The organism is Aurantimonas sp. Leaf443 (assembly GCF_001425575.1).
Lineage (GTDB): Bacteria > Pseudomonadota > Alphaproteobacteria > Rhizobiales > Rhizobiaceae > Leaf443.
Window position 1 is genome coordinate 35,783 of the sequence record NZ_LMRD01000010.1, and the last position, 15,668, is coordinate 51,450.

General features: G+C 70.9%; 16 protein-coding genes. 13 read left to right on the forward strand and 3 right to left on the reverse strand.

Features of this window, described 5'->3' with window-relative positions; genetic code table 11:
• The first annotated feature begins 19 nt into the window (after positions 1–19).
• From ASG48_RS14945 to ASG48_RS14965, 5 genes are all read left to right on the forward strand, one after another.
• Positions 20–721: a CpaD family pilus assembly protein gene (locus ASG48_RS14945; protein WP_055851510.1), complete on the forward strand. Its 702-nt coding sequence runs from the start codon at positions 20–22 to the stop codon at positions 719–721.
• Between the two features lie 14 nt (positions 722–735).
• The gene (locus tag ASG48_RS14950; RefSeq protein WP_244486914.1) at positions 736–1,980 is read left to right on the forward strand and encodes a CpaE family protein; all 1,245 of its coding nucleotides are present in this window, start codon (positions 736–738) and stop codon (positions 1,978–1,980) included.
• 95 nt (positions 1,981–2,075) lie between these two features.
• Positions 2,076–3,560 (forward strand): ATPase, T2SS/T4P/T4SS family, encoded by a 1,485-nt coding sequence (locus ASG48_RS14955; RefSeq protein WP_055851515.1) that lies wholly within the window; start codon positions 2,076–2,078, stop codon positions 3,558–3,560.
• On the forward strand, positions 3,557–4,564 hold the full coding sequence (locus tag ASG48_RS14960) for a type II secretion system F family protein (RefSeq protein ID WP_055851518.1): 1,008 nt from the start codon (positions 3,557–3,559) through the stop codon (positions 4,562–4,564). Before ASG48_RS14955 ends, ASG48_RS14960 begins: the two co-directional genes overlap by 4 nt.
• Before the next feature lie 48 nt (positions 4,565–4,612).
• Complete coding sequence (locus ASG48_RS14965) at positions 4,613–5,605, forward strand: type II secretion system F family protein (RefSeq protein ID WP_055851520.1); 993 nt, start codon at positions 4,613–4,615, stop codon at positions 5,603–5,605.
• Positions 5,606–5,714: 109 nt separating this feature from the next.
• Here the strand turns inward: ASG48_RS14965 and ASG48_RS14970 are convergent, their stop codons facing one another.
• Positions 5,715–6,533 (reverse strand): tetratricopeptide repeat protein, encoded by an 819-nt coding sequence (locus tag ASG48_RS14970; protein WP_055851523.1) that lies wholly within the window; start codon positions 6,531–6,533, stop codon positions 5,715–5,717.
• Positions 6,534–6,656: 123 nt separating this feature from the next.
• Here ASG48_RS14970 and ASG48_RS14975 point away from each other — a divergent pair, with 123 nt between their 5' ends.
• Positions 6,657–8,033, forward strand: a complete 1,377-nt coding sequence (locus ASG48_RS14975) for a leucyl aminopeptidase family protein (RefSeq protein WP_055851525.1) — start codon at positions 6,657–6,659, stop codon at positions 8,031–8,033.
• An 82-nt stretch (positions 8,034–8,115) separates the two neighbouring features.
• On the forward strand, positions 8,116–8,976 hold the full coding sequence (locus ASG48_RS14980; RefSeq protein ID WP_244486915.1) for a C40 family peptidase: 861 nt from the start codon (positions 8,116–8,118) through the stop codon (positions 8,974–8,976).
• A 1-nt stretch (position 8,977) separates the two neighbouring features.
• On the opposite strand, the gene ASG48_RS14985 is transcribed toward ASG48_RS14980, so the two are convergent.
• Entirely contained in the window at positions 8,978–9,268 is a 291-nt protein-coding gene (locus ASG48_RS14985) for a hypothetical protein (protein WP_156381626.1), read from the reverse strand.
• Between the two features lie 147 nt (positions 9,269–9,415).
• Here ASG48_RS14985 and pabB point away from each other — a divergent pair, with 147 nt between their 5' ends.
• From pabB to ASG48_RS15000, 3 genes are read left to right on the forward strand one after another with little or no spacing between them, the layout of a single operon-like run.
• Positions 9,416–10,801 (forward strand): aminodeoxychorismate synthase component I, encoded by a 1,386-nt coding sequence (gene pabB, locus ASG48_RS14990; RefSeq protein ID WP_055851910.1) that lies wholly within the window; start codon positions 9,416–9,418, stop codon positions 10,799–10,801.
• On the forward strand, positions 10,798–11,394 hold the full coding sequence (locus ASG48_RS14995) for an aminodeoxychorismate/anthranilate synthase component II (protein ID WP_055851530.1): 597 nt from the start codon (positions 10,798–10,800) through the stop codon (positions 11,392–11,394). Before pabB ends, ASG48_RS14995 begins: the two co-directional genes overlap by 4 nt.
• Positions 11,375–12,238 (forward strand): aminotransferase class IV, encoded by an 864-nt coding sequence (locus ASG48_RS15000; protein ID WP_055851533.1) that lies wholly within the window; start codon positions 11,375–11,377, stop codon positions 12,236–12,238. Before ASG48_RS14995 ends, ASG48_RS15000 begins: the two co-directional genes overlap by 20 nt.
• Here the strand turns inward: ASG48_RS15000 and ASG48_RS15005 are convergent.
• Positions 12,228–12,638 (reverse strand): dihydrofolate reductase, encoded by a 411-nt coding sequence (locus ASG48_RS15005; protein ID WP_055851536.1) that lies wholly within the window; start codon positions 12,636–12,638, stop codon positions 12,228–12,230. The genes ASG48_RS15000 and ASG48_RS15005 overlap by 11 nt on opposite strands.
• Positions 12,639–12,862: 224 nt before the next feature.
• Between ASG48_RS15005 and ASG48_RS15010 the strand changes: the two genes are divergently transcribed.
• From ASG48_RS15010 to ASG48_RS15020, 3 genes are all read left to right on the forward strand, one after another.
• Positions 12,863–13,345: a MarR family transcriptional regulator gene (locus tag ASG48_RS15010; protein WP_055851539.1), complete on the forward strand. Its 483-nt coding sequence runs from the start codon at positions 12,863–12,865 to the stop codon at positions 13,343–13,345.
• Positions 13,346–13,664: 319 nt separating this feature from the next.
• Positions 13,665–15,245, forward strand: a complete 1,581-nt coding sequence (locus ASG48_RS15015) for a glucan biosynthesis protein G (protein ID WP_244486916.1) — start codon at positions 13,665–13,667, stop codon at positions 15,243–15,245.
• Positions 15,242–15,565, forward strand: coding sequence for a hypothetical protein (locus tag ASG48_RS15020; RefSeq protein WP_055851541.1), 324 nt, complete (start codon positions 15,242–15,244; stop codon positions 15,563–15,565). Before ASG48_RS15015 ends, ASG48_RS15020 begins: the two co-directional genes overlap by 4 nt.
• Positions 15,566–15,668 lie beyond the last annotated feature (103 nt).

Consider the following 15,668-nt stretch of genomic DNA (forward strand, 5'->3'; position numbering starts at 1 on the left):
GGCGAGAGACCGCAAAGAGATGACCAAGACGTCACGCGCCCTCATCGACCCGCTGCGACCCTTCGCGATCGCGCTCCTGCTCGGCCTTTCCGGCGGCTGCGCCAATGTCCACACCATCGAGGTGGGCGCCGTTCCGGACGACTACCGCAACCGCCATCCGATCGTGGTCGGCGAGGCGGTGCGCACGATCGAGATCCCGATCCTCGTCTCCGACCGCGCCCTCTCGCCCGGCGACCGCAGCCGCGTGGAGGATTTCGGCGAGCGCTTCAAGGTCTCCGGGGCCGGCGCCATCCAGGTGCTGATGCCGGCGGGCGCGGCCAACGACTTCGCCGCCCGCCACGTGACGAGCGAGGTCGTGGCGCTCCTGAAGCGCCGGCGCATCGACAAGGCGCGCATCTACGTCCAGCCCTATCCGGCGCAGGGCCTCGCCGGCCCCGTGCCGATCCGCCTCGCCTTCGCGACGCTGGAGGCGCGCACCAGGCAGTGCGGCGTGTGGGACGCCGATCTCGGCGACACGTCGGAGAACCGCAACTACACCAATTTCGGCTGCGCCACCCAGCAGAACATCGCCGCCCAGATCGCCGACCCGCGCGATCTCGTGAGCCCGCGCGGCATGGGCGAGATCGACGCCCAGCAGCGCACCAACATGCTCGACAAGTACCGCACCGGCCGCCGGACCCAGTCCGACGCCAACGACACCGAGACGGACTACACATGGTAGGGACGGGAGCGACCATGCAAGCGCTGGACGGGTCGGCGGGCCCCGCCGAGGAACTGTTCTCCACCGTGCGCCCGATCCCGCGGATCTCGGTGCAGGCCTTCTGCGAGAGCGAGGGCGTGGCCGAGCCGATCGAGCGCTGCGGGCAGGACCGGCGCATGGCCAAGGCGCATCTGCGCGTCCACATGGGCGGCATCCGCGCGGCGGCCGAGCACTACGCCTCGGCCCCCACCCCCAATCTCGTCCTCATCGAGACGCGCTCGCCGCCCTCGGAGGTGCTCGCCGAGCTCGAGCTCCTCGCCGACGTCTGCGACCCCGGCACCAAGGTCGTCGTGGTCGGCCATCACAACGACGTCTCGCTCTATCGCGAGCTGACGCGCCGCGGCATCTCGGAATATCTCGTCGCCCCCATCGCCTTCTCCGACGTCCTCGACGTGATCGCGGCGCTGTTCGTGGCGCCCGACGCCGAGCCGCTCGGGCGCGTCGTCGCCTTCGTCGGCGCCAAGGGCGGCGTCGGCTCCTCCACGATCGCCCACAACATCTCCTGGTCGATCTCCAAGCTCTTCTCGTCGGACGTCGTCATCGCCGACCTGGACCTGCCCTTCGGCACGGCCAACATCAATTTCGACCAGGACCCGGCCCAGGGCATCGCCGAGGCGGTGTTCTCGGCCGACCGGATCGACGACGTCTTCCTCGACCGGCTGCTCGCCAAATGCGCCGAGCATCTCTCGCTGCTCGCCGCCCCGTCCATGCTCGACCGCACCTACGACTTCGAGGCCGAGGCGTTCAGCGCGCTGATCGAGACGGCCCAGCGCGGGGCGCCCTTCGTCGCGCTCGACGTGCCGCACGTGTGGAACGACTGGACGCGCATCGTCCTGTCGCGGGCCGACGACATCGTCCTGACGGCGACGCCCGACCTTGCGAACCTGCGCAACGCCAAGAACCTCGTCGACACGCTGAAGCGCCTGCGCCCCAACGACCGGCCGCCGCGCCTCATCCTCAACCAGGTGCATATGCCAAGGCGCCCCGAGATCCCGCCGCAGGAATTCTCCGAGCCGCTGGGGCTCGAGCCCATCGGGCTCATCCCCTTCGACCCGCAGGTCTTCGGCAATGCGGCCAATAGCGGGCGCATGCTCGCCGAGACCGATCCCAAGCACCCCTCGGTCGAGGCGTTCCACCAGATCGCGCATGTCCTCACCGGGCGGGGCGAGCCGAAGAAGCACAAGAAGGCCGGTCTCCTGCAGCGCCTCGGCATGCGCTGACGGGCCTCCGGCGGGCCTCGACCCGAACTGCGGACGACGGGGCACGCCGCCCCCCGCCGTCCTGTCGATCCCGCGGCACGCCAAGGTGACGCACGATGTTCGGCAAACGCGGTAACGAGAGACCCTCAGGCGGGGCGGCGACGGCCACCCTTCCCGCCCCGAGCGCCTCGCCGCGCCCGGCGCCCGCCGCCATCGCCGAGCCGCGCGCGGCCAACACGCCGATCGCGCCGCGCACCGCGCCCGTCCCGCCCGAACCCGAGGCGCGGGCCCCGCGCGGCCGCTCGGACAGCTATTACGAGACCAAGACGCAGGTCTTCGGCGCGCTGATCGACACGATCGACCTCTCCCAGCTCGCCAAGCTCGACGCCGAGAGCGCGCGCGAGGAGATCCGCGACATCGTCAACGACATCATCGCGATCAAGAATTTCGCGATGTCGATCGCCGAGCAGGAGGACCTGCTCGCCGACATCTGCAACGACGTGCTCGGCTACGGCCCGCTGGAGCCGCTGCTGGCGCGCGACGACATCGCCGACATCATGGTCAACGGCGCGCGCCAGACCTTCATCGAGGTCGCCGGCAAGGTGCAGGAGAGCGGCATCCGCTTCCGCGACAACCAACAGCTCCTCAACATCTGCCAGCGCATCGTCTCCCAGGTCGGGCGCCGCGTCGACGAGACCTCGCCGATCTGCGACGCGCGCCTGCCCGACGGCAGCCGCGTCAACGTCATCGCGCCCCCGCTCGCCATCGACGGGCCCGTCCTCACCATCCGAAAGTTCAAGAAGGACAAGCTCACCCTCGACCAGCTGGTGAAGTTCGGCGCCATCACGCCGGAGGGCGCCACGATCCTCCAGATCATCGGCCGCGTGCGCTGCAACGTCGTGATCTCCGGCGGCACGGGCTCGGGCAAGACGACGCTCCTCAACTGCCTGACGCGCTACATCGACGAGGACGAGCGCATCATCACCTGCGAGGATTCGGCCGAACTGCAGCTGCAGCAGCCGCATGTGGTGCGTCTGGAGACGCGCCCGCCCAATATCGAGGGCGAGGGCGAGATCACCATGCGCGACCTCGTCAAGAACTGCCTGCGCATGCGCCCCGAGCGCATCATCGTCGGCGAGGTGCGCGGACCGGAAGTGTTCGACCTCCTGCAGGCGATGAACACCGGCCATGACGGCTCGATGGGCACGATCCACGCCAACTCGCCGCGCGAATGCCTGAACCGCATGGAGTCGATGATCGCCATGGGCGGCTTCACCCTGCCGGCCAGGACGGTCAAGGAGATCATCGTCGGCTCGGTCGACATCATCGTGCAGGCCGCCCGTCTCCGCGACGGCTCGCGCCGCATCACCCACATCACCGAGGTCGTCGGCATGGAGGGCGACGTGGTGACGACGCAGGACCTCTTCGTCTACGACATCCTGGGCGAGGACGCGGCCGGCAAGCTCGTCGGACGCCACCGCTCCACGGGCGTCGGGCGCCCGGTCTTCTGGGACCGCGCCCGCTACTACAACGAGGAGAAGCGCCTCGCCGCCGCGCTCGACGCCAGCGAGACGTCCGAGTCCGGCGAGCGGTCGCGATGAACCCGCTCCTCCTCGTCCTCTTCGTCCTGCTCGTGGGCCTGGCGGCCGGCGCCATCGCCTACGCGGTGCTCTCGCCCGCGATCGCCAACGGGCGCAAGGTCGAGACGCGCCTGTCGGCCGTCGTGCGCTCGGACAACGACCGGGCCGTCCTCAAGTCGGCGCGCGACCGGCTGCAGGAGCAGAACAAGCGCCGGCGCTCGATCCAGTCCTCGCTGAAGGACCTCGAGTCGCGCCAGAAGGAAAAGTCCAAGCACACGAGCGAGCTCACCCTCGCCCGCCGCCTGGAACAGGCCGGGCTGAAGCTCCTGCCCCGGCACTTCGTCATGATCAGCGTCGGCCTGGGCGCCTTCGGCGGCCTTCTCGCGCTCCTCCTCCTCGGCTCGCCGCTCTATGCGGCCGGGATTGCCATCGTCTGCGGCTTCGGCCTGCCCCGCTTCTGGCTCGGGCGGCGGCGCAAGAAGCGGCTCGACCGCTTCATCAACGAGTTCCCCAACGCCATCGACCTCATCGTGCGCGGCATCCGCTCGGGCCTGCCGCTGAACGACACGATGCGCATGATCGCCAGCGAGACCGTGGAGCCGGTGCGCGGCGAGTTCCAGAAGATCATCGAGGCCCAGCAGATGGGCATGAGCGTGCCCGAGGCCGTCGAGCGGCTCTATCGCAGCGTGCCCGTCGCCGAGACGAACTTCTTCTCCATCGTCGTCACCATCCAGGCCCAGGCCGGCGGCAACCTCTCGGAGGCGCTGGCCAATCTCAGCCGCGTCCTGCGCGACCGCAAGAAGATGAAGGGCAAGATCCAGGCGATGTCCATGGAGGCCAAGGCGTCGGGCTGGATCATCGGCTCGCTGCCGGTCATCGTCGGCTTCCTCGTGTTCCTGACGACGCCCGATTACATCAGCATCCTCTTCACCAGCACCACCGGCAACATCATCCTCGGCTGCAGCGCGCTGTGGATGGCCTGCGGCGTCTTCACGATGAAGAAGATGATCTCGTTCGACTTCTGATCCCCGGCGCCTCCAGCCCCTCCCCCAGACCAGCCAAGCGAAGGCCGCATGTCCGACTTCTTCCACGCGATCGGCGTCTCGCCCTCCTTCGTGCTCAGCCTCGTCATCGGCCTCGCCGTCTTCGCCAGCCTGACGGCGGTGGCCCTGCCGCTGGTCACCGGCAACCGCCTCAAGGGGCGCATGCGCGCGGTGGCGATCGAGCGCGAGGAGGTGCGGCTTCGCGAGCGCGCGCGCATGAGCGCCGAGCGCGAGCGCGGCCGCAGCTCGGCGCAGCTGCGCCAGGCCGAGAAGGGGTTTGCGGCCGCCGTCGTCGCCAAGCTCAACCTGAAGGACGCGCTCGTCGACGAGAAGACCGTCGCGAGCCTTCGCGTGGCGGGCTATCGCGGCCAGGCCCCGCTCAATGCCTTCCTCGCCGCCCGCGCCATCCTGCCGCTCGGCTTCGGCCTCTTCGCCGTCGTCTACGTCTTCGGCCTCGGGCTTCTCTCGGACTATCCGACCTGGATGCGGCTCTTCGCCTGCCTTTTGGCGGCCTATCTCGGCTTCTACATGCCGAACATCTACATCTCGAACAAAGCCAAGAAGCGCCAGCTCTCGATCATCCGCGCCTGGCCGGACGCGCTCGACCTCCTGCTCATCTGCGTGGAGGCCGGCAATTCCATCGAGGCGGCCTTCCGCCGCGTGGCCGAGGAGATCGGCATCCAGTCCATCCCGCTCGCCGAGGAACTCGTCCTCGTCTGCGCCGAACTCTCCTACCTGCCCGAGCGCAAGGTCGCCTACGACAACCTCGCCGCCCGCACGGGGCTGGAGGGGGTGAAGGCCGTGACCACCGCCCTCATCCAGGCCGAACGCTACGGAACGCCGCTCGGCAGCGCCCTGCGCGTGCTCGCGCAGGAGAACCGCGACAACCGCATGATGATCGCCGAGAAGAAGGCCGCCGCCCTGCCGCCCAAGCTCACCGTGCCGATGATCGTGTTCTTCCTGCCGGTGCTCTTCGCCGTCATCATCGGCCCCGCCGCCATCAAGCTGATGGGCTCGCAGTAGCAGCCGCCCGTCGCGCGCGGGAGGTCGCGCCACGGTCCGCCCCATGAGAAAAGCCCGCGCCGGTCGTCCCGGGCGGGCTTTCTCGTTCATCGGCGGATAGGCAGGCCCGTCAGCCCTGCGGCTGCGGCTTGTCCTTCAGCATGCCCCAGGTGTTCTGCTGGGCGAGCATGCCGCGCAGATAGGCGACGTTGGCCTGCGCTTCGGCGGGCGGAAGCTCGGCGGCGGCGATGGTCTCGGCCTCCCGGAAACGGCCCTGCAGGCCGACGACGAGGGCGAGGTTCTGGCGCACGCGGCTGTCGGCGCCCGGCTGCTCGCTCGCCGCCTTCATGTAGGATTCGGCCGATTTCAGGTCGTTGGCGAGAAGATAGGACATGCCGAGATTGGACAGGACGCTCGGCTCGTTGGGCTGCAGGTCGAGCGCCTTGCGGTAGAGCGCGCGCGCCTCGTCGGCCCGCCCGAGCTGGTCGAGGATCGCGCCCTCGGCCGAGAACAGGCGCCAGTCCGGGCGGTCGGGCGTCTGGGCGCGCTGCACGGTCTCCAGCGCCTTCTCCAGTTCGCCGGCGGCGGCCAGCGCCTTGCCGTAGGCGGCGAGGACCTGGCGGTCGGTCGGATGGGTGATGGCGACCTGGCGCATGACGGCGAGCGACTGTTCGTTGCGCCCCGTCATCTGCAGGGCGCTCGCGTAGTTGAGGCCGATCGCCTTGTCCTTGGGCGCGCCGTCATAGGCGCGGCCATAGGCTTCGGTCGTGGCGCGCAGCTCGGCGCCGGACATGGCCGAGACCGGCTTCTGCGGAACGGCGGGCCGGGCGATCGAGCCCGTCGTCTCGCGCGAGACCTGGCTGCAGCCGCCGGCGGCAAGGAGCGCCAGCGCGGCCGCGCCGAAGAAGGCGCGCGGCATGGCCGATGCCCGTTTCCTGCGCTCGACCATGGTCTCTCCCGTTTCCTGCTGGTAATCGACGGTTCGCGGGCGGTGTCAGCCGCTCCGGGACGACAATGAATGGTTAACCCTAACGAGGGGTTAACGCCGGCCGGCCGCCGAAAGGATTCCTTCATGACCGTCACGCTCCTCTCCCACCCGGTCGAGGGCTCGCGACCGATCCTCGTCGCCGCCGGCGCCCTGCCGGACGCCCTGCCGCAGACCGCGCGCCGCTTCGCCGAGGCGACGGGCTTCACGGGCAAGGCCGGCGAGGTCGCGATCCTGCCCGGGCCCGACGGCGCGCCGGCGGCGGCGCTCGTGGGGATCGGCACGAACGGCGAGGGCGCCGCGCAGGCGCTGCTCGCGGGCCATCTCGGCCCCGTCCTGCCCGAGGGCGACTGGCATTTCGAGGGGACCGATCTCGACGAGGGCCTGGCGGCGCTGGCGCTCGCCCTTTCGGGCTACCGCTTCGATCGCTACCGCTCCAGGCCGGCCCCGGCCCGGGACGTGCGCATCGCCGGCCTCTCGCAGGCCGCCGCCACGCGCGCGGCAAGGGCCGCGGACGCGGTGTTCCTCGCCCGCGACCTCGTCAACACGCCCGTCAACGACATGGGCCCGGCCGAACTCGCCGCGGCCGCGCAGGCGCTCGCGGGCCGTTTCGGGGCCGAGTTCTCCTGCATCGTCGGCGACGAGCTCCTCGCCCGCAACCTGCCGATGATCCACGCCGTGGGCCGCGCCAGCGCCTCGGCGCCGCGGCTCGTCGACTTCACCTGGGGCCGGGCGGACGCGCCGAAGGTGACGCTCGTCGGCAAGGGCGTGTGCTTCGACACGGGCGGGCTCGACATCAAGCCCTCCTCGTCCATGCTCCTGATGAAGAAGGACATGGGCGGCTCGGCCAATGTCCTGGCGCTGGCGCAGATGGTGATGGCGGCCGGGCTGGACTGCCGCCTGCGCGTGCTCGTGCCGGCGGTGGAGAACGCGATCTCGGGCGATGCCTTCCGCCCGAGCGACGTCCTCACCAGCCGCACCGGCCGCACGGTGGAGATCGGCAACACCGACGCCGAGGGACGCCTCGTCCTGGCGGACGCGCTCGCCCTCGCCGACGAGGAGGCGCCCGATCTCCTGATCGACATGGCGACGCTGACGGGCGCGGCCCGCGTCGCGCTCGGGCCGGACGTGCCGCCCTTCTTCACGCCCGACGAGGCCCTGGCCGATCAGCTGGCCGCCGCCGCGCGCGCCGTCGGCGACCCGATCTGGCGCCTGCCCCTGCACAAGCCCTACGCGGCGGGCCTCGCCTCCAAGATCGCCGACACCAACAACGTGACGAGCGACGGCTTCGCCGGCGCCATCACCGCCGCGCTCTTCCTCGAATCCTTCGTCGAGAGGGCCGGGGCCTGGGCGCATTTCGACATCTATGGCTGGCGCCCCAAGCCCGGGGCGCTCGGCCCCGTCGGCGGCGAGGCGCAGGCCATCCGCGCGATCTTCGAGGTCCTGGAGGCCCGTTGCCGCTAGGGACCGCGCGGGCGAGGCGGATGCGCCTCGCCGTCGGACGACGCGACGCGGAAGGCGATTTCAGAACGCTGAGGAAACGCCGATGGGCACGGACATGCTCGACAGACGACTGAACGCCTATCGCGACGACCTCGCCGATGCGCGCCTGGCCGGCCGCGTGACGGCCGCCCGCTTCGTCGAGGGCGAGGCCCGCCGCGTGCGCGCCCCGCTCGCCCCCTTGCGCCGGGCGCCGCGCGACGACGCGCCGCTGGAGACGCAGGCCCTGATGGGCGAGGCGGTGCGCGTCTTCGAGACGGACGGGAACGGCTGGTGCTTCGCCCAGCTGGAGGACGACGCCTATGTCGGCTACCTCCCCGCGTCGGCGCTGGGCCCGCTCGGCGAGGCGCCGACCCATGTCGTGCGCGTGAACCAGACCTTCCTCTTCCCCGGCCCCGACATCAAGCGCCCGCCGCTCGCCACGCTCCCCCTCGGCGCGCGGCTCGGCATCGTCGGCGAGGCGAGCGACCGCAACGCGACCTATGCGCTCGTGGCCGGCGGCGGCGCGGTCGTCGTGCAGCATCTCGCCGGAACCGGCCCGAGCGAGGCGGACGCCGTCGAGACCGCGCTCGGTTTTCTCGGCACGCCCTATCTGTGGGGCGGCAAGAGCGCGCTCGGGATCGACTGTTCGGGCCTCGTCCAGGTGGCGCTCGGCCGCGCCGGCATCGCCGCCCCGCGCGATGCGGACCTGCAGGAGCGCGATCTCGGCACGCCTGTTCCGGCGGGCGAGGCCCCGCGGCGCGGCGATCTCGTCTTCTGGCCCGGCCATGTCGGGCTCATGCTGGACGAGACGCGGCTTCTCCACGCCAACGCCTTCCACATGATGACCGCCATCGAGCCGCTCGCCGAGGCGAGCGCGCGCATGGCGGCGCGCGGCGTCGCGCTGCGCAGCGTGCGGCGGCTGTAGACTAACGCCGCGCGAGGCAGCGCTGATAGGCGCGGTCGCCGTCGCGCAGCGCCTGCTGGCGCTTGAGGGCGCGCATGCCGAACCCGTCCTCGCCGCGGTCGACGGCGTTCTCGTAGGCGTTGTTGGCGCTCTGCGAGGCGTAGATCCGGCAGAACTCGGGCGAGCCGCGCGGCGCGGGATTGGCCGAGGCGCCGACATAGGGCACCGGGGAATCGATGGGAACCGGCGTCACGGACGTGCAGCCGGCGAGAAGCGCGGGGCCGAGCAGCGCGGCCGCGAACCAGGGACGCATCTTGAGGTCTCCGGACCATGGGATCATCGTTAAGGCACAAGCCCGCCGGGCCGCGGCAGGTTCCATGCCGGCGGCGGGCGAATGGTCGCGCGCCGGCGCCGCATGCCGCGTTTGACGGCGGGCGCGGAACGGTCCATTCACGCGGCGATGCCTCATCGCGAGATCGACTTCATCGAGCCGGAAACCGCCGCGTCGCGCCTGCGGGCGCTCGGCGGGCTGGCCTTTCTCGACAGCGCCATGCCCCACGAGACGCTCGGGCGCCACTCCTACGCGATGGCCGACCCCTTCGCCCGCTTCACCGTGGAGGCCGGCGGCGCCCGTCTCGACGGCGCCCCCCTGGCCGGCCCGCCGCTTCAGGCCCTCTCGGCGCTCCTTCAGCGCCATGCCGGCGAGACGATCCCCGGCCTGCCGCCCTTCCAGGGCGGGGCCTGCGGCCTCATCGGCTACGATTTCGCCCGTCACCTCGAGCGGCTCGCCGCCGCGCCCGACCTCGATCCGGCAAGGCCCAGCGTCTCGCTCGGCCTCTACGACGCGCTCGTCGCCTTCGATCTCGCCGCGCGCCGCGCCTTCCTCGTCTCGACCGGCGATCCCGAGCGCGAGCCCGCCGCGCGGGCCGAGCGGGCCGAGGCGCGCATGGCGCAGCTGGCCGAAGCGCTGGCGCGGCCCGCACCCGACCCCGCGCCCCTGCCGAAGGGGGGGCTCGACTGGCGCTCCAACTTCTTCGAGCCGGACTACCGCGCCGCGATCGAGCGCGTGCGCGACTACATCCGCGCCGGCGACATCTACCAGGCCAACATCGCCCAGACCTTCGAGGCGGCGCTGCCGCCGGGCTTCGACCCGTTCGCGCTCTATCTGAACCTGCGCCGCACCAATCCCGCGCCCTTCGCGGCCTTCCTGGAAGAGGGCGGGCGGGCCATCGCCTCCTCCTCGCCCGAACGCTTCCTGAAGCTTCAGGGCCGCGCGGTCGAGACGCGGCCGATCAAGGGCACGGCCAAGCGGGCGGCGGACCGGGACGCGGACCGCGCGCTCGGCGAGGCGCTTCTCGCCTCGCAGAAGGACCGGGCGGAAAACGTCATGATCGTCGATCTCCTGCGCAACGACATCAGCCGCGTCTGCGAGGCGGACTCGGTCGAGGTGCCCGTCCTGTGCGGGCTGGAGACCTATGCGAGCGTCCACCACCTCGTCTCGGTCGTCACCGGCCGGCTGCGGGCGGGGCTGGGCGCCGCCGACCTCCTCGCCGCGACCTTCCCGGGCGGCTCCATCACCGGGGCGCCGAAGATCCGGGCGATGGACATCGTCACCGAGATCGAGCGCACGGCGCGCGGCGCCTATTGCGGCTCGATCGGCTATCTCGGCTTCGACGGGGCGATGGACACCAACATCGCCATCCGCACCGTGACGATGGAGGCGGGCCGCGCCCGGCTCTCGGCGGGCGGGGGCATCACCATCCTCTCCGACCCCGCGGCCGAATACGAGGAGACCTTCACCAAGGCGACGCGCGTCTTCGCCGCCTTCTCGGGCACGGGCGCGTGATCCTCGTCGTCGACAACTACGACAGCTTCGTCTTCAACGTCGCGCGCTACGTCGTGCGGCTCGGCCGCCGGGTGGAGGTGGTGCGCAACGACGAGGTGAGCGTCGGGGCCGTGGAGGCGCTCGCGCCCGAGGCCGTGATCGTCTCGCCGGGGCCCTGCAGCCCGCGCGAGGCGGGCATCTCGCCCGACCTCGTGGCGCGCCTTTCCGGGCGCCTGCCGATCCTGGGCGTCTGTCTCGGCCACCAGGTCATCGGCGACGTCTTCGGTGGCCGCGTCACCCGCGCCCTCCATCCCATGCACGGGCGCGCCTCGCTCGTCTCCCATGCCGGAACCCGGCTCTTCGAGGGGCTCGGCGAGACGATGCAGGTCGGGCGCTACCATTCGCTGATCGTGGAGGAGACCGCGCCGATGCGCGAGACGCTCCTCGTCGACGCGCGCTCGCGCGAGGGCGAGATCATGGCGCTCAGCCATCGCGCGCACCCGACCTTCGGCATCCAGTTCCATCCGGAATCGGTGCTGACGGTGCGGGGCGAGGCGATCTTCGAGAATTTCCTGAGGCTCAGCGACGGGTGGCATGGCCGAGATCTGGATTGACGGCGCCTTCCGCGACGGCGCCGGGGCGATCGACGCCTCCGATCGCGGGCTGCTCCTGGGCGACGGCGTCTTCGACACCGCCCTCGTGCTCGGATCCCGCGTGTTTCGCCGCCGCGCCCATCTCGACCGGCTGGAGGCGGCCCTTGCGGCCCTCTCCATTCCGGTGCCGCTTGAGACGCTCGAAGGCGCCATGACGGCGCTTGCCGAGCGCGTCGGCGAGGGCTCGATCCGCCTGACCGTCACGCGCGGCCGCGCCGCGCGCGGCCTCGCCCTGCCGGCCGACCCCCGCCCCACCATCCTCGGCTCGCAGGCGCCGCTGGCGCCCGGCGCCTTCTTCGCCCCGCTGCGCCTCTCGCTGGCCGAGGCCCGGCGCAACGAGACCTCGCCGCTCTCGCGGCTGAAGACGCTCTCCTATCTCGACGCGATCCTCGCCAACGACGCCGCGCGCCGGGCGGGCGCGCAGGAGGCGCTGTTCCTCAACACGCAAGGACGCCTCGCCTGCTCGGCGCTCGCCAACGTCTTCGTGGAGACGCCGCAGGGGCTGGCGACGCCCCCGCTCGCCGAGGGCGCCCTGCCCGGCATCATGCGCGCGCTGGTCCGGGACATCGCCCCAAGGCTCGGCCTTCGCGTCGAGGAGCGCCCGGTGGCGCTCGCCGAAGCGCTGGAAGCCCCGCTCTTCCTCACCAACAGCCTGCGCCTCCTGGCGCCCGCGGCGCTCGACGCCGCGCCCAACGAACCCTCGAGCGCCATGCGCGCGCTGACGCAGGCGCTCTGCGAGGCGGCGCGCGCGGAATGCGGCGTCGACCCGCGCGAGAAGCGCGGGCGGCCGCAGCCTACCGTTTGAAGCGCCCGCCGGCGACGAGCCAGGCCGGGTCGAACCACGTGTCGGCCTCCCCGTCATAGGGCAGCGTGTTCACGTCCCAATGACGCACGAACGGGGCGTAGACGTCCCAGACGCGCGGGCCGCCGCCGACGAAGACGACGCGGCCGGCAAAGCGCGACAGCACCGCCTGCGGCGCCTCGTGCGAGCGGATCTCGACGATCGTGCGGGTGCGCCGGGCGAAATCGGGAAAGGCGGCGAAGGTGCGCGGCCCGCAGATCACGACATGGCCGCGCGTGATCTCGAAGAAGCGCTCGACATCCTCGACGAAGGCGCGGTCCGGCTCACCCTCCCAGGGCATGCCGCCGTGAAGGCCGAGCTGTCCCGAGCGCCCGATGGCGCAGATCACCCTCACGTCCGGCATCGAAGACCCCCGCGCCCGTTTCGCTGCCGCCGCCATGCCACGGCGCGGAGCGCGGCGGAAGCGCCGGGCGCACGTCCCGAACCGTCCGGGGTACCCTTCATGACCGCGGGCCTGCGACCGGCGCTTCGTTCGCGCAAATGCATCGCCGGCCGAGACTGTGATTTAGTTGGCAAAACATTAATCACTTAAAAGATCGCGCGCCGACTATCGGCCATAAGGGGAGGATGGATAACGTTCTTACTTCCTCCGATCATCTCGACGGCGGCTCCGGCCAGAAGCCGGTCATCGTCGCCTCGCTGCTCTCGATCGCGAAATCGACGCGGGCCTTCCTCGCCCTCCTTCTGGCGGAGATCGATCTCCATCCCGGCCAGGACCAGCTCCTCGACCGGCTGGAGCCGGCGACGCCGATCAGCGTCTCGGCGCTCGCCGACGCTCTCTCCGTGCGCCCCTCGACGGTCTCCAAGATGCTCGACCGGCTGATCGACAAGGGCCTTGTGGCGCGCGAGAGCAGCAGCAGCGACGCGCGCCGCACCATGGTGCGGCTCACCGAGGAGGGCGTCGGCGTGCAGTTGAAGGTCCGCCAGCTCTGGGACCGCTTCGAGACCGACCTCGTCTCGGCCATCGAAGCCCCGGAGCTCCGCGACCTCGACGGCGCGCTGATGCGGATCGGCGACCTTCTCAGCCAGAAGCTGAGACGCCTGCGCTGATCCCCGGCGAGACAGGCCCTCGGGACGGGAGAAAAGGCGCGCTGCGTGCGCCTTGCCTTCGGCATTGCAGGAAACGCGCGGCTTGGATGCCGATTTGCGGGAGCCGAGCCCTGGAGAGTGCGGATGGACCGAGCGGCGTCAACGGGTTATCAACCCTTGCATCGCATGTGTGCAGGGTCGGAAAATTGGCGCCGGCGGCTTCGCCTCGCTATCCAATCGCCGCAATTGTGCATATGCTAACAGGGAGAGGAAGACCTCCCCTTCCGTTCCTTTCGCTGTGAGTCCCGTGCGTTCCGCCTCCCGACGAAACACCCTGAAATTGGCCCTCGCCGCCGCCGTGGCGTCCACCTTCCCGCGCGCGTCCGGCGCGCAGGACGGTCAGGGCGCGCCCGCGCCCGCCGGGGCCCCGCCCGCCGCGCCCGATCCGGCGGCGCCGGTGACGCTCGACTTCAACGCCCTCAGCGCACGCATGCAGGAGCGCGCCTCGCGCCCCTACGAGGCGCCCGAGAACGCGCTGCCCGAGGAGATCGCGGGCCTCTCCTACGACCAGCACCGCTCGATCCGGTTCCGGCCGGACCGCGCGCTGTGGCGCGAGGCGCCGGTCAACTTCCATCTCCAGGCCTTCTATCCCGGCTGGGTCTTCAAGGAGACCACGCGGATCTACATCGGCAATGACGGTGCCTACACGCTGCACCAGTTCAACCCGCCGGACTTCGAGTACCGCGCCCCGCTCGATCCGGCCGTGTTCGACGGCCTGAGCCTGCCGGGCGTCGCGGGCTTCCGGATCCACGCGCCGCTGGAGCGGCCGGACTATTTCGACGAGCTCGTCACCTTCCTGGGCGCCAGCTACTTCCGCGCGCTCGGCATGGGCACGCGCTACGGCCTCTCCGCGCGGGGCCTGGCCATCAACACGGCGACGTCCGACGACGAGGAGTTCCCGCGCTTCTCCGCCTTCTATGTCGACCGGCCCAAGCCGGGCGACGTGTCGATCCGCATCATGGCCGAGCTCGACAGTCCGAGCCTTGCCGGCGCCTATTTCTTCGACATCACGCCCGGTCCCCAGACCGTGATGCTCGTGACCTGCCGGCTCTATTTCCGCAACGAGGTGACGCGGCTCGGCATCGCGCCCCTGACCTCGATGTTCACCTTCGGCGAGAACGACCGTGCCGGCACGGACGACTTCCGCCCCGAGGTGCATGACAGCGACGGGCTGAGCATCCATCGCGGCAACGGCGAGCATGTGTGGCGCCCGCTGTCGAACCCCGATCAGCTCGCCCTCTCCTTCATGCAGGAGACCAACCCGCTGGCCTTCGGCCTCCTGCAGCGCGACCGCGAGTTCTCCCATTACGAGGACACCGAGGCGCGCTACGAGATCCGCCCCTCCCTGATGGTCGAGCCGCTCGACAACTGGGGCAAGGGCACGATCCAGCTCGTCGAGATCCCGACCAATTCGGAAGCCAACGACAATATCGTGGCCTTCTGGGTGCCCGAGGCCAAGCCCGCGGCCGGCGGCTCGATGGAGTTCCGCTACCGCATGCGCTGGGGCCTCGACGTGGAGGAGCGCTTCGGCCTCGCCACCGTCAGCGGCACCTTCGTGGGCGTGGGCGGCAACGCGGCGGACGCCAACGAGCAGTCGACGCGCCGCTTCGCGGTGAATTTCGAGGGCGGCACCATCTCGAACCTTCCGGCCGACGCGGTCCTCGAGCCCGTCGTCGACGTGCCGGCGAACGCGAAGCTGGTCCATACCGCGATCGCGCGCCTGCCCCATGGCGGCTGGCGTCTTTCGCTCGAACTCCAGAAGCTCGATTCGGCCCCGGTCGAACTGCGGGCGAAACTTTCGATGCTGCAGCGCATTGTTAGCGAGACTTGGCTCTACCAATGGACGGGCACTCCATCATGATGAACCATTCGATCCTTGCCACCGATACGGACCGGAACGCCGGGTCGCTGATCGGCCGCCCCGACCTGTCCGACGACGCGCTCGTAGCGGCGATCGCCGAGACGCAGGCGCTGCTCGGCCTGACGGGCGCCTCGCCCGAGGCGACGCTCGCCGCCGCCCGCGCCGGCGATGCCGCCGCGCTGAACACGATGAAGTCGCTGATGCTGCCCCCGCCGGTCGCCCGCCTGCAGATGCCGGTGCAGGTCCTCAAGGCCGAGCGCCGCGCGATCGGCTCGGCGGTGCTCTCGCCGGTTCCCGTGCGCGACCGCCACGCCGCCTGACCACCGCGTTCCCGCCACTTTCCCCCGTCACATCCGTCATGCCGCGCCGGCTTTCCGCCGGCGCGGCATCGTCATATGATCCAGGCCGGCGTGCGCGCCGGGC

Bases quoted from the DNA above. Each gene is read 5' to 3' on its own strand.
- ASG48_RS15010 (WP_055851539.1), top strand. From the start codon at position 12,863: ATGGATAACGTTCTTACTTCCTCCGATCATCTCGACGGCGGCTCCGGC.
- ASG48_RS14965 (WP_055851520.1), top strand. From the start codon at position 4,613: ATGTCCGACTTCTTCCACGCGATCGGCGTCTCGCCCTCCTTCGTGCTC.
- pabB (WP_055851910.1), top strand. From the start codon at position 9,416: ATGCCTCATCGCGAGATCGACTTCATCGAGCCGGAAACCGCCGCGTCG.
- ASG48_RS14955 (WP_055851515.1), top strand. From the start codon at position 2,076: ATGTTCGGCAAACGCGGTAACGAGAGACCCTCAGGCGGGGCGGCGACG.
- ASG48_RS15005 (WP_055851536.1), bottom strand. From the start codon at position 12,638: ATGCCGGACGTGAGGGTGATCTGCGCCATCGGGCGCTCGGGACAGCTC.
- ASG48_RS15020 (WP_055851541.1), top strand. From the start codon at position 15,242: ATGATGAACCATTCGATCCTTGCCACCGATACGGACCGGAACGCCGGG.
- ASG48_RS14975 (WP_055851525.1), top strand. From the start codon at position 6,657: ATGACCGTCACGCTCCTCTCCCACCCGGTCGAGGGCTCGCGACCGATC.
- ASG48_RS14960 (WP_055851518.1), top strand. From the start codon at position 3,557: ATGAACCCGCTCCTCCTCGTCCTCTTCGTCCTGCTCGTGGGCCTGGCG.
- ASG48_RS14950 (WP_244486914.1), top strand. From the start codon at position 736: ATGCAAGCGCTGGACGGGTCGGCGGGCCCCGCCGAGGAACTGTTCTCC.
- ASG48_RS14985 (WP_156381626.1), bottom strand. From the start codon at position 9,268: ATGCGTCCCTGGTTCGCGGCCGCGCTGCTCGGCCCCGCGCTTCTCGCC.
- ASG48_RS14945 (WP_055851510.1), top strand. From the start codon at position 20: ATGACCAAGACGTCACGCGCCCTCATCGACCCGCTGCGACCCTTCGCG.
- ASG48_RS14980 (WP_244486915.1), top strand. From the start codon at position 8,116: ATGGGCACGGACATGCTCGACAGACGACTGAACGCCTATCGCGACGAC.
- ASG48_RS14970 (WP_055851523.1), bottom strand. From the start codon at position 6,533: ATGGTCGAGCGCAGGAAACGGGCATCGGCCATGCCGCGCGCCTTCTTC.
- ASG48_RS15000 (WP_055851533.1), top strand. From the start codon at position 11,375: ATGGCCGAGATCTGGATTGACGGCGCCTTCCGCGACGGCGCCGGGGCG.